The 12,001-nt window shown below is 54.7% G+C and carries 12 protein-coding genes and 1 tRNA gene; 3 read left to right on the forward strand and 10 right to left on the reverse strand.

The features are described from left to right. The first annotated feature begins 24 nt into the window (after positions 1 to 24). Positions 25 to 795 carry a trans-aconitate 2-methyltransferase gene (tam, locus tag C1X29_RS11745; RefSeq protein WP_102717500.1) on the forward strand — a complete coding sequence of 257 codons (771 nt, stop codon included), beginning with the start codon at positions 25 to 27 and terminating at the stop codon, positions 793 to 795. A 40-nt stretch (positions 796 to 835) separates the two neighbouring features. On the opposite strand, the gene C1X29_RS11750 is transcribed toward tam, so the two are convergent. Next, positions 836 to 1,564, reverse strand: coding sequence for a bifunctional 2-polyprenyl-6-hydroxyphenol methylase/3-demethylubiquinol 3-O-methyltransferase UbiG (locus C1X29_RS11750; RefSeq protein WP_102717501.1), 729 nt, complete (start codon positions 1,562 to 1,564; stop codon positions 836 to 838). Positions 1,565 to 2,094: 530 nt separating this feature from the next. On the opposite strand from C1X29_RS11750, the gene C1X29_RS11755 reads away from it, so the two are divergent. Next, entirely contained in the window at positions 2,095 to 2,463 is a 369-nt protein-coding gene (locus C1X29_RS11755) for a hypothetical protein (protein WP_102717502.1), read from the forward strand. 221 nt (positions 2,464 to 2,684) lie between these two features. Here the strand turns inward: C1X29_RS11755 and C1X29_RS11760 are convergent, their stop codons facing one another. Continuing rightward, on the reverse strand, positions 2,685 to 3,092 hold the full coding sequence (locus C1X29_RS11760) for a type II toxin-antitoxin system HicB family antitoxin (protein WP_007957951.1): 408 nt from the start codon (positions 3,090 to 3,092) through the stop codon (positions 2,685 to 2,687). 34 nt (positions 3,093 to 3,126) lie between these two features. After that, positions 3,127 to 3,306, reverse strand: coding sequence for a type II toxin-antitoxin system HicA family toxin (locus C1X29_RS11765; RefSeq protein ID WP_007957952.1), 180 nt, complete (start codon positions 3,304 to 3,306; stop codon positions 3,127 to 3,129). A gap of 956 nt (positions 3,307 to 4,262) precedes the next feature. Between C1X29_RS11765 and C1X29_RS11770 the strand changes: the two genes are divergently transcribed. Beyond that, entirely contained in the window at positions 4,263 to 6,476 is a 2,214-nt protein-coding gene (locus tag C1X29_RS11770; RefSeq protein ID WP_158247900.1) for an AAA family ATPase, read from the forward strand. A gap of 551 nt (positions 6,477 to 7,027) precedes the next feature. Here the strand turns inward: C1X29_RS11770 and C1X29_RS11775 are convergent. The 7 genes from C1X29_RS11775 to C1X29_RS11805 form a co-directional block, all read right to left on the reverse strand. After that, positions 7,028 to 7,270, reverse strand: a complete 243-nt coding sequence (locus C1X29_RS11775; protein WP_102717504.1) for a hypothetical protein — start codon at positions 7,268 to 7,270, stop codon at positions 7,028 to 7,030. Between the two features lie 130 nt (positions 7,271 to 7,400). Continuing rightward, positions 7,401 to 7,811: a PaaI family thioesterase gene (locus C1X29_RS11780; protein ID WP_039772722.1), complete on the reverse strand. Its 411-nt coding sequence runs from the start codon at positions 7,809 to 7,811 to the stop codon at positions 7,401 to 7,403. 288 nt (positions 7,812 to 8,099) lie between these two features. After that, positions 8,100 to 8,173 (reverse strand) — tRNA-Gly (locus tag C1X29_RS11785). 170 nt (positions 8,174 to 8,343) lie between these two features. Further along, a complete protein-coding gene (locus C1X29_RS11790; protein ID WP_102717505.1) occupies positions 8,344 to 9,228 on the reverse strand; it encodes an alpha/beta fold hydrolase in 885 nt (294 codons plus the stop codon). Between the two features lie 316 nt (positions 9,229 to 9,544). Then, positions 9,545 to 10,237: a pseudouridine synthase gene (locus tag C1X29_RS11795; protein ID WP_102717552.1), complete on the reverse strand. Its 693-nt coding sequence runs from the start codon at positions 10,235 to 10,237 to the stop codon at positions 9,545 to 9,547. 33 nt (positions 10,238 to 10,270) lie between these two features. Continuing rightward, positions 10,271 to 10,501, reverse strand: a complete 231-nt coding sequence (locus C1X29_RS11800) for a cysteine-rich CWC family protein (protein ID WP_102717506.1) — start codon at positions 10,499 to 10,501, stop codon at positions 10,271 to 10,273. Beyond that, on the reverse strand, positions 10,494 to 11,981 hold the full coding sequence (locus tag C1X29_RS11805; protein WP_102717507.1) for a sensor domain-containing diguanylate cyclase: 1,488 nt from the start codon (positions 11,979 to 11,981) through the stop codon (positions 10,494 to 10,496). The genes C1X29_RS11800 and C1X29_RS11805 overlap by 8 nt, the downstream gene beginning before the upstream one ends. Positions 11,982 to 12,001: the final 20 nt, after the last annotated feature.

A 12,001-nucleotide genomic window follows, 5' to 3' on the forward strand; every position in this document is an offset into this window, starting at 1 on the left:
CAAAAGTCCTGACAGGAGAGCGCAATGACCTGGTCCGCCAAGCAATACGTCACTTTCGAAGATGAACGCACCCGCCCGGCCCGCGACCTGCTGGCGGCGATTCCCACGGCCGAGGCGCGTTCCGTGGTTGATATCGGGTGTGGCCCCGGCAACTCGACCGAGTTGTTGGTGGAGCGTTTTCCGGGGGCGAAAGTGCAGGGGCTCGACAGTTCGCCGGACATGATCGACGCCGCGCGCAAGCGTCTGCCGCAGTTGCAGTTCGAGGTGGCGGACATCGATAAATGGGCCGATGAAGGGCCGTTCGATGTGATCTTTGCCAACGCTGTTTTGCAGTGGGTGCCGGATCACGCGACGTTGTTGCCGGCACTGGCGGGCAAGTTGGCGCAGGGTGGCAGTCTGGCGATTCAGATGCCGGACAACCTCAACGAGCCGTCCCATCGGTTGATGCGTGAGGTGGCTGCCAACAGGCCGTGGGCCAGCAAACTGGCCGGTGCGGCGGGGCAGCGGACGGAAATGGCGGATGCCAGTGCTTATTTCTCGATGCTGCGGCCGCATTGCGCGCGGGTCGATGTGTGGCGCACCACCTATCACCATCAGTTGGCGGGCGGGGCTTCCGGCGTTGTCGAGTGGTTCAAGGGTAGCGGTCTGATTCCGTTTCTCAGTCCGTTGACGGAAGCCGAGCGGGCGGACTATCTGGCGCAATATCTGGCGGAGGTTGCGAAGGCTTATCCGGCGCTGGCGGATGGTTCGGTGTTGTTGCCGTTTCCGCGGTTGTTCATTGTCGCCACACGTTGAAATGAAAAAGGGCCGACTTGATCGGCCCTTTCTTTTGGAGTCAGCGTTGTACGGCGACCAGCATCATCATCGGCCGCTCACGCTCTTCAGCGAGCGCCGGTTGCGCGGCCACTTCGGCATCGCTCGGGCCCCATTCATTGACGTGTTGAATCGTGAATCCGGCGCCTATCAACGCGTTGAGTAGCGTGCCGACCGTGCGATGCTGCTTGATCACGCCATCGGCCAGCCAGTTGGTCACCCGCTCGCCCTCCATCTGATAACTGTCCAGCGGCCAGCGCTTGTGGCCCTCGCTGTCGATCAGCCAGCCCGGATTGCGCGGCGCCATGAAGATCGGGTGCTCGATGGAAAACACAAAATGCGCACCGGGTTTAAGCGCCGCGTGCAGTTTGTTAAACAGCCCCGAGAGATCCTTGATGTAGTGCAGGGCCAGTGAGCTGTAGGCCAGATCGTAAGTGCACGCAGGCAAGTCGAGGTGTTCCAGGTCGGCACGTTCGTAGCGGATGTTCGCGGCCGAGGTGGTTTCCTTCGCACGTTCGAGCATTTTCTCCGAAACATCCAGGCCCAGCACTTGGGCAGCGCCGTTTTCGCTGGCCCAGCGGCAGAACCAGCCATAGCCGCAGCCCAGATCCACTACCTGCAAACCGTGCAGGGAGGGCAACAAGGCTTTCAGCACCGGCCATTCCGGCGCGGCATCGAGGCCGCCGATGGAGCGGTTCATCTGGCTGTAGCCCTGGAAAAACTCGGGGTCGTCGTAGATGTTCTGGGTCATGGATTTGATGCTCTTTTGAATTTGATTTGGGTGGCTCGGAGGCCACGGTTTTGAATCCCTCGAAACGTGATGGCGCGTATTCGTCGATGGCCGCGCAGGGGGAGGGTGGTGGGCGATGGGGAAATGCTAGCGGGTCGTGGCGAGTGTGAGAACCGGGGGAGTGTTGGGGATCTGTAAACGCGGTTTTTCGATACGGGATGTTTAAAGAGTTGGCCCTGTTTACTGAACCTTCCCACAAGGTTTTCAGGTTGTCCGTCGGAAGTGCGGACTCTAGCCTGTGAGGGTCGCTGATGAATCGGCGATCGGGATTGGAACCCCGGCGACTTCCCAAAAAAGCAAAAGCAGCTTTCATGACGTATGCTTGCCCGCCTTCATGGTGTGCACTCTTGTTATGGCGGCTGTGCGCGAGAGACTTCGAGTCTGTCGGGTTTTTGGCTTTTTTCGCCCGGGTTCCAACTCGCGTACAGCTGCCACCTCTTCGATTGGAACCGAGTAGGTCAGCTCCACCTATCGACTAGAAAGAAGCCATTATGAAGAAGCCAACCCCGAATCCCCCAGAAGTCGAAACCGACCCAACGTCCCCCTACAGCTCAATCGACTGCAGAAAACTCCACGACGCCGCCAACCGCGCCCTCGATCATTACCTCTGCCCCGGCGCCCATGTCATGGGCACGACCAAACAACCCGAACCGATGTACTTCGCCAACCCGGCCTACGACACCGAATCCCTGCTGGCCAACGCCAGCGAGTCCCTGGGCTCGGCCTGCGAGATGCTCAACAACTTCGCCGCCACCCTCGACCCCACCTACCGCAGAACCGCGATAGGCATTGCGCAGTTGGTGATGCTGGGGGAATTGGCGGTGAATCAGGCGCTGGATCATGTTGAGGTGAAAGGCTGATGCTTTGTTTTGGTGAAAAGGCTGAGCCGGATAAGAGCAAAATATAGTGAAACCTAACGGTATATAGGGACACCCGTTATACGTCGGTAGATTTATGTAGAAACAAGCAATTGTGAAGCTGTCTTAAATCCCGGCGTCGCTGAATCGAACAAGTAACTACGCCGATGCGACGTTTCAGCGGGCAAGAAAAAACCGGTCTTCAAGACCGGTTTTTATTCGCTTCAACGTTGCTGCAAAACCTTGAGCGCCGCCGAGGCCAGGAATCCGGAGCGGCTTTTCTCTTCCGGATGGTGCAACACGTATTCATCGATACGGTTGAGCAAATAGCCGGGCAATGTGATGTTGAGTTTCTGAGCTTTGCCCAGGTATTTGGTCACATCGATATCAACCACCGCCCACGTGCAGCCAGCGTATTTGGGGTTGGCTGCATGCAGTGTGACCTTGTTGGCCGGCGGGATGGGCGAGCCGTCTTCGGCCAGAATCTCGAAATGGCCTTCGATGGCTTCGCGGGCCATCGCCATCGCGTCATCCAGATCATCTCCAGCGGAGAAGCAGCCCGGAATATCCGGCACCTCCACTCCCCAGGCATGTCCTTCATCACCCACTGAAATCGCGATCGGGTAAAGCATGTGTCGTCCTCCACGGCGCAATTGACCTGATGAGTCAGAGCAGCGCCTGCTGCAAAATACTGATGGCCGTTTTCTTGAGCAGATCCTTCTTCGGGTGAGGCACTGTGACCAGACCAGGTTTGGTCGGATGCTTGAAGTGATGATGACTGCCCCTGACCCGCACCAGATACCAACCGTCTGCGACGAGCTGGCCAATTAGAAAACGGCTATTCACAACACCTCCCTGTGGTGCGCTTGGTGGGTACTATACCCACGATTTCTTATCGATCAACACTATAACCACCGAGCGGTCATCATCCTTTGATGGGGGCGGCGGTCACGAAGAAGTCTAGGCGGGGATACTTCAGCAGGATGGGGAGTGTATTGCAGGCCGTTTCCATGAAATCCAATGGGTTGGCGTTAAGGCTCAACAGGTGTGGGTTCTTGGCCAAAGTAAATTTCTGAGGCGGCCTCTAATTCCAATATTTTGTGGTTTATCTCGATTTTGGCGTGATAACCCACAATGAAATGGAGTTAAGAAGTGCAATTAATGTCCGCTCTCGGCGTAGTGAACGGGATTTTCCCTAAATCCCGGACACAAAAAAACCGGCCATCAAGGACGGTTTTTTTGTGTCCGCATCCCCCGTCAAACCACGACGCAGGACGTAAATTCGATTGGAGCGGGTGAAGGGAATCGAACCTTTACTTCGGTCTATTCACTTAGTGTTGTGTAGTTGAGTGAAAACTTGATTAAATATTTTACGATATAAATCAGTACGTTACAGAATCTGTATCGCCCGGCGGAGGCCGTATTGAATGCGCACCTAGGTTCGGATTGAGTTGCGGGCAAAGGGCCGAATATGGTGCTTTGGTATTGGCCTACCCTGATGCAGACCAAGTGATCAATGCGTAACTGGAATCCCTAGCTTTAGGTCAGTGGAGGTCGATTCAGTGAAGGGTTTCGTTACTAGCGTTAGCTGAAAGGCTGCTGGTATAGGCTAACTTGCCAAGAAAGAGGCGTTGTGGCGTGTGTAGAGGAATCGAACGTTTGGGAAAAGGTGTGTGGGTAGGTGGAGGGGATGCGCGATATCCCTCGTATCCGTAACGGCCCGGAGGAATGAGCTATGAAATGGCCACTACATTGATATAGTTTGGTAGCAAATTGACAATCACCTGCCAATGGAATGCTCGATGATTAATAAAATTTCAATAAAAAGCGTTACCAGCTATCCCGATGATAAGTTTGCCGATCTTGGCCCGTTGAAACGTATCAACCTTGTTTACGGCCTCAATGGATCCGGTAAGTCAACCGTTGGGGATTATTTGCAGAATCTTACAGGCAATCAATATCAGAAGTGCCAAGTTGATCCGCCAATCAAGCAAGAGCAAGTTTTTGTATACAATCAAAAGTTTGTCGAGAAGAACTTTCACCAGGAAAGTCATCCTGGTATTTTTACGTTGAATGAAGGAAATATTGACGCAAAAGAAAAAATCGCTGAACTGCAACAGAGCTATGACGTAGCTGCTGACGAAATCGAACGCATAAATAAGAAGCGGACGGGAATCGACGAAGGCAATACTAAAGCTGCTATGGCATATAAGGACGCGCTCTGGGAGATCAGACTTGAATTCGAAAAAGGGGATCTAGGCGCTTGTTTTAAGGGGGCGAGGCAGAAGGAAAACTTCAAGGATCAGTTGGAGAAGATACCGCTGCCGACAGGCGCGATCCGTTCGAAGAAGGAACTGTCTGAAGCGGCAAAGTCAATTAGTTCATCCGATGAACAGTCATTGCCGGCGCTACCTTATATAAATTTCAATGCGGAAGAGTTTGAAGATGATGAGATTCTTGCGAAAATCATTACGCCTTCAGGTGATTCCTATTTGGCTGGCTTGATCCAAAAGCTGGGAAATTCTGATTGGATTAAAAATGCCTTGCCCTATTTGGAACAGTCCGAGAATACATGCCCACTTTGCCAGCAGAAGCTTCCTCATGAGTTTCAAAGCCATGTAAAGTCGTTATTCGACAAAAGCTACGATGAGGAAGTTGATAAGGTCGTTCAGTTAAAAAGTCGATATACCAAAGCGGCTGATGTGTTAGAGCTTGATTTGGAGTCAGCGACTTATCGCGCCTCGGCTATCCAGTCGGATGCCGATTTCATCAAAGCTAAGGGTGAGTTGAAGCGGTTACTCACTATCAATCGAACAAGGCTGGCTGATAAGCTCGGGTCAGTATCTAAATCTGTTTCGTTAGAGTCGACTAATGATGCGCTAGATCGCTTGAATTCTGCAATCAAGGCGCAGAAAGTCAAAGACGACGAATATAATCTCAGATTGACCAAGAAGGATCAGCTGTTTGCTGAGATAACTTCAGAGGTCTGGCAGCTAATGCGTAAGCAGGCTGAAAAAATTATCACAGCCCATAAAGGCGCAGAAAAAATATACTTGAAAAGCGCCGCGGATTTGGATGCCAAGAAAAAAGAGTTAAGCGATCAAAAAGATAAAGATTTCGAGGCCATAGCTGAATGCCAGAATCAGATGACCAATGTTGAGGAGTCGGTTAAGAAAATCAATTCCGCTATTGCGAGTATCGGTATCAGTGGATTTACTCTTAAAAAGATTGATGGGGAAGGAACTAGCTATCGTCTGGTTCGTGAGAGAAGCTCCAACGACGTATATAAGTCCCTGAGTGAAGGTGAGAAGACGCTCATAACCTTTTTGTATTTTCTGGAGCTCTGCGCCGGTAGTGTCGACGCTGACAAGCCTGTGGTGCTCAGCGACAGGGTAATTGTGATCGACGACCCTATTTCCAGCCTGTCGCACAATTATGTCTACGAGGTTGCAGCGCATATTTATCACCGCGTTCTGTGTTCCACTGTAGGATTCAAACAAGTCATCGTTCTTACCCATAATTTGTTTTTCTTCCATGAACTGTTAAAAAATGCACCCAAGGGGGTGACCAAAAAATACGCCTGTTTTAGGATTTCAAAAGGAGCCCATAGTGCGTTTGCCCAGCTAGGGCATGAAGAGATCAAAAATGATTACGAAACCTATTGGCAGGTGATCAGGGACGCACGCGATTCGAAAGTGCATGCTGCGGTGCTTCCCAATATGATGCGTAATATTTTGGAGCACTATTTCGGCTTCATACACAAAAGCGATGACCTGTTGAAAGCGCTTGAGGCACTGGAAAAAGATGATCTCGAATTCAAACCACTCTATCGGTACATAAATAGGCAGTCACATGGCGGCGCGATTAATGTCACTGACTTCGGTGGTTGGGGGGCAGACAAAATGATTGAGAAATTTGAAGGCGTCTTTGCGAAATCCGGATATCCCGAGCATTACGCCGTCATGATGGGCGGCACACCTGTCGAAGAAGACGGCCTTAATGCTGGGGACGCATGACCGCCAATAAGACTGAAACAGCTTCAAGCCCGGCCCAGGCATGTGTGATGGCAATGCGCTGCCAAACTATTCCATTCACTATGGGTCGCTGCTAGGATAGCTTGGCAGCTACCACCAGCGACTCCTTTCCATCCTGCCCGACCCTCCAAACCGCATGAGCTTTGCGCAAGGGGCGCAAAGGCTATCAGCGGCAGTGCTGAGAAAAAATGGAGGGTTTGTCCATGAGCAATCATGAGAAAGTCGTACCTGTACGACAATACGAACGTTTCCGCTTTGGTCGTTGGGAGCAGGTGCGTAAGCACCTTCGTTCCCTGCCACAGCGGTAATGGATGAGTTTGGTGGTAGCTGCTCTATTTCTCGCCTCCCTCTGTGCAACCCCGCCGTATCATGCTCACACATCTGAATGCGGTACTGGCTCACCTTCGACTTTGAAGCCCCAGAGCGCGCCTCACCTCAGTCTGAGTTTTCCCTTCGGCTTTCAGCTTCAGCACTGTAGCCAAGTTCTCCCTAATTGCCGGATTGCCCTTGGATCGGGCCACCAAGCCACCGTCCTACATCTGCTCCTGGAGCAAATCCATTCCGCCTGAAACTTTGAATTGATCCAGTTCCTGCTGTGCAGTTGCAAGGACTTCATCCGCACCACAATCCTTGTTGATCCTGCGCAGCCACTCCAGAGCCTTGTCCGCTTCGCAGCCCTTAGGGGGATCGCCAGGCGCATGGGCATACATGAAGACGCTGTCTAGGCTTGCGTGTGTCTCGTAACAGGAAACGGTGTCAGCAATCGCAGAGTTCACGTATTAGGGGATCGCCTCGGTTTGCATTTGCCTTACTGACATGTAAGTTGAAATTGCACTGGGATTTAAAGGGGACTGACCCTAAAAATATTAAAAAACCGGTCCAAGACCGGTTGGATTCAGGGAGATACTACTGCGGCACAGCAAACACCGCACTGGCACGGGCAACCATTCGATCACCGACATGCAACCCAACAGTGGCAAACGCCAGCTGCCGTCCTTTTTTGGAGTGCTCAACGCGTACCTCAAGCCACTCATTGATCTGCACCGCGCTGAGATAGTCCAGGGTCATACTCGCCGTGATCAATGGCAGGGGAGGGTCGCTGGAGAATGCCATGGCGTAACCCATGCCGACATCCGCCAAAGTCGCCAATACACCGCCATGCAACGTGCCCCGTCCGTTGGCATGTCGTGAGTCTGTCCGCAGACCGATTTCAAGTTGCAAGCCACTGCCTCTGGTATAGATCGGGCCAAGCAAGTCGAGCAGCGGACTGCTGCGGGTCAGCGGAGTGAAGCCCTCGGGGATAGCGGTGTCGTTCATGGTCGATCCCTCTTCCGGTTGGTTACCAGCTTATTTAGCCTGGATACGGAGCGTAGCTTAGAGGGTTTAATCCTGATTTCGCCGTCGGAGAAGGATCATGCGTATGGGGAATTTGCAGCGATAAGCTGATCACGATGGAGCAGTAGGGGCAGGGTTGTTTCGACGGTAGCGATCTTTGGATTTACTAATGAAAACTCAAATCCCGGACACAAAAAAACCGGCCATCAAGGCCGGTTTTTTCTGTTTGCGCATCCCCCGTCAAACCACGACGCAGGACATAAATTCGATTGGAGCGGGTGAAGGGAATCGAACCCTCGTTATCAGCTTGGGAAGCTGGAGTAATGCCATTATACGACACCCGCTCAGAGCGGCTGACTTTGTACCAGACTCGGCCACGGATTTGAAGTTTTCTTTGCACGCGAACTACGGAAAGTCTTGAAACAGAGCCGAAATCGGTCAATCGCGGGCAAGCGCTGCGGGCTGGAGGACGGCTTAATCTCAGCCTCGCAGGCTTACTCGCGACGACACTGTTTCAAATGGCCAATGCATGGTGATCCTGGACAAACTGGTAACGCGTTCGGCTGACCTGTTGCGTCGGTTTCAGGAAACCGAGCAGGGCGTTCTGGCTGTCCCGGCAGGCGGATTTGTGTTCCATGTCGAGGAAGTGCCCGGTGGCCTGCAGGGTGGTGAAGGTGCTCTGCGCGACGTGGTTGCCGAACAGTCGGGCGTCTTCGGCGGCGGTGTATTCGTCCCATTCGCCGTTCAGGAACAGCACCGGTACGTTGATTTTCTTCGCCGCGTTCAAATAGCACTGACGGTCGCTGTGCAGCACGTCGTTGATGTGGAAATGCATCTGCCCGTATTCGTGCTCGGCCAGGCTGCTGACGTGGCGATAGTTGAAGCGCTTGAACAGCGACGGCAGGTGTTTGCCGATGGTGTCGTTGACGAGGTGGCCGACCCGGTCGCCGTCACATTGACCGAGGCATTCGACGCCGCGTTCGAGGTAATCAAGCATGTGCGCGTTGATCACCGGGGAGAACGAGCTGATCACGGCTTTTTCGATGCGCCGAGGCTGATGGGCGAGGGCGACCATGGTCGCGGCGCCACCCCAGGAGAACGACAAAACGTGCTCGGCGGCGAAGTGATCGATCAGCTCCAGCAGGATCAGACCTTCGACTTCTTTCGTCAGATGTTTCTCGTGGCGGTTGTGGACTTTCGACTTGCCCGCGTAGGGCTGGTCGTAGCAGACCACGTTGAATTGCGGGTGCAGATTTTTCACGGTTTGTGCAAACGACGCAGTCGTGGCCATCGAGCCGTTGACCAGGATGATGGTCTTTTCTGCGGCGTCTGCGCGATAGAACTCCGTGTAAACCCGATACTGACCCTGTATATCCAGCACAGCGATTTCTGGCCTCATGTCATAAGACTCCTGGCAAGCAAGCGGGTATGCGCGCAAATGAGATTGCACGAGCTTTGTGACAGGTAGGCATATGCCTGGAATTTTGTGGCCCATGTCGATCCGGTACGGCAGGTCGACGGGTGTTGTTATTGGCGGGCAGTCTGCCGGCTGAGGCGCAGCCCTGATGGGCTGTCTACCGACAAAAAGTTTCTTGGATGTTATGTGTGACTTATCGGTCACAATTTGGCCGACGACCTGATTCAAGCAGGGGGACCCGGATCGCGCAAGTGCCGTTGGTAAATTGTTCGACAACTTCTGCTGAGCGGTCGGCTGCTTAGAACAAATGAATCTCTTCGGTGCGCAAGGCGCGGTACTCGCCCGGTTTTAGCGCGTGATCCAGCGGCAGCGGGCCCATGGATTCGCGGTGCAGGCGCAACACTTTGTTGTTGAAGTGACCGAACATGCGCTTCACCTGATGGTAACGACCTTCGACGATGCTCAGCCGCGCCGTTCGTGGGCCGAGCACTTGCAGCTGCGCCGGTTGGGTGGTCAGGTCTTCGAAGGCGAAGTAGATCCCTTCAGCGAACTTGATCGCATATTCCGGGCCGATCTCCTGTTCGGTCTCGACGTAATAGACCTTCGGCAATTTGGTCTGCGGCTGGGTCAGGCGCCGCGACCAGTTGCCGTCGTTGGTGATCAGCATCAATCCGGTGGTGTTGAAGTCCAGGCGCCCGGCGATGTGCAGGTCGTCCTTGTCCGGCTCGTGGATCAGGTCGAGCACGGTTGGATGTTCGGGATCGCGGGTGGCGCTGACGCAGCCCTGCGGTTTGTTCAGCATGAAGTAGCGCGCCGGTTTGCCGGGTTGCAGTACTTCGTCGTCGACCTCCACGCGGCTGAACTCCAGGACTTCGCTGTGGGGATCGCTGACGACTTTTCCGTCAATGCGCACGCGCTTTTCCGCCAGCAACAGGCGAACCTGCTTGCGGTTGTAGCGGGGCAGGTTACTGAGGAAACGGTCGACACGCATGATCAGCAATCGGCAGGTAGCGGGGCGCGCATCTTACGGGATCGACGGCTTGGCCGCTTGCAGTTGCGCCTCGACTTGGGCGCAACGCGGGCACAGGCAGGACTTGTCACGCAGTTCCGGCGGCAGGGCTTCGAGCACTGCCGGATCGATGGAAACGCCGTAGCACCAGCAGGCACGGTCGGCGGTGCGCGGGTCGGCCAGGGTGCAGTCGTTGCGGGCGCCGCAGGCCGGGCAGAGGTCAGGTGTGTTCTTGGCGTCAGGCATAGGTCGAGTGAGGCATTTCCACGCAGGTGCGGTTACGGCCGGTCTGTTTGGCCCGGTACATCGCATGATCGGCCCGGGACAGCAGACTGTGCAAGGTGTCATCCGGTTGCAGGGTGGTGGCGCCGATGCTGACGGTCAGATTCAGGGTGTGACCGTTGTAGGCATATTCATGCTGTTCGACGTGCTGGCGGATCTTCTCGGCAATCTTCTGACCGGTCTCGCCGTCGGTGTCCTTCAGCAGCACGATAAATTCCTCACCGCCCCAACGGCAGACGATGTCGGAATGTCGCAGGCAGCTTTGTAGGTCCCGGGCGAACCCGATCAACACCTGATCGCCGGCCATGTGCCCGTAGGTGTCGTTCAAGACTTTGAAGTGATCCAGATCCAGCAGCAGCGCGGTCAGCGGTTTCGGCTCACGGTGCGCTTCGTGCAGCGCTTGCACGGCGAGCAGGTCGAAGCCGCGGCGGTTGGGCAGTTCGGTGAGGCTGTCGAGGGTGGCCTGGGCGTGGATTTTTTCCTGATAGCGGCGGATCAAGCGGTTGACCAGGGCCAGCACGATCAGCGTCACCAGCAGGCAGATCAGCAGGTTGAGGTACAGCGACTGGCGGATTTCGCTCAGTGCGCCGTCTTCGCGTTTGTCGACAAACAGGTACCAGTTCAGCTCCGGAATGAACCGCACGTTGAGGAAATGTCCTTGGCCGTGGGTGGAATATTCGTAGCTGCCGCTGTGGGGTTTGGGCAGCTGGCTGACCAGGCTTTTCATGCTCTCGAGGTCGGTCAGGCTTTTCCCAACCCGCGCCCCTTCCGGTCCGCCCTCGGCGCCGGTCAAGACCAGTCGGCCGAAGGTATCGACGAAGTAAACGCTGCGTTGATAGCGCTGTTGATATTTGTCGATCAGCTTGATCACTGCATCCACCGTCAGCCCTACGCCGGCGGCGCCGATGAAGCGATTGTTGTAGTCGTAGACCTTGTAGTTGATGAAGAAGGTCATGTTGTCTTTGTTGGCCAGATCCGGGTCGACGTTGATCTCGTACGGATCCTTCATGTCGCGTACGCGGAAGTACCAGGCGTCGCGCGGTTCGTCGATCTTCACCTGCTTGAGCACACCCTTGGCGTGGTAATAGGTCTGGGTGCTGTTGGAGACGAAAAACGCGGTGTAGGCGCCGTAGTGGGTCATGACCTCGTCGAGGTAGCGGGTCATCTGGTCGCTGTCTTTCTCGCCGTTCACCACCCAGTCGCGCATGAAGGTGTCGCGGGACATCATCGAGGAAATCAGGATCGGTCTGACGAGGTCTTTCTGGATTTCCGAGTACACCGTGTCGGAGGTCAGCGGCAGTTCGGTGTTGACGATGTTGTCGCGGATCGACGCCCGCGAGGCGTAGTAGCTGAGCAGCGAAGTAGCAAGGAAACCTGCGCCGAGCAGGGCGACGAGGGTCAGTACCAGCGAACGTTGGGAGTGAAACGCAGATCTGAGCGGCATTGGCAATTCCGTTGACAGTG

It is taken from the genome of Pseudomonas sp. GW456-12-10-14-LB2 (genome assembly GCF_002884345.1).
Lineage (GTDB): Bacteria > Pseudomonadota > Gammaproteobacteria > Pseudomonadales > Pseudomonadaceae > Aquipseudomonas > Aquipseudomonas paraglycinae.

Coding starts and splice junctions, on each gene's coding strand:
- tam (WP_102717500.1), top strand. CDS start 25: ATGACCTGGTCCGCCAAGCAATACGTCACTTTCGAAGATGAACGCACC.
- C1X29_RS11750 (WP_102717501.1), bottom strand. CDS start 1,564: ATGACCCAGAACATCTACGACGACCCCGAGTTTTTCCAGGGCTACAGC.
- C1X29_RS11755 (WP_102717502.1), top strand. CDS start 2,095: ATGAAGAAGCCAACCCCGAATCCCCCAGAAGTCGAAACCGACCCAACG.
- C1X29_RS11760 (WP_007957951.1), bottom strand. CDS start 3,092: ATGCTTTACCCGATCGCGATTTCAGTGGGTGATGAAGGACATGCCTGG.
- C1X29_RS11770 (WP_158247900.1), top strand. CDS start 4,263: ATGATTAATAAAATTTCAATAAAAAGCGTTACCAGCTATCCCGATGAT.
- C1X29_RS11780 (WP_039772722.1), bottom strand. CDS start 7,811: ATGAACGACACCGCTATCCCCGAGGGCTTCACTCCGCTGACCCGCAGC.
- C1X29_RS11790 (WP_102717505.1), bottom strand. CDS start 9,228: ATGAGGCCAGAAATCGCTGTGCTGGATATACAGGGTCAGTATCGGGTT.
- C1X29_RS11795 (WP_102717552.1), bottom strand. CDS start 10,237: ATGCGTGTCGACCGTTTCCTCAGTAACCTGCCCCGCTACAACCGCAAG.
- C1X29_RS11800 (WP_102717506.1), bottom strand. CDS start 10,501: ATGCCTGACGCCAAGAACACACCTGACCTCTGCCCGGCCTGCGGCGCC.
- C1X29_RS11805 (WP_102717507.1), bottom strand. CDS start 11,981: ATGCCGCTCAGATCTGCGTTTCACTCCCAACGTTCGCTGGTACTGACC.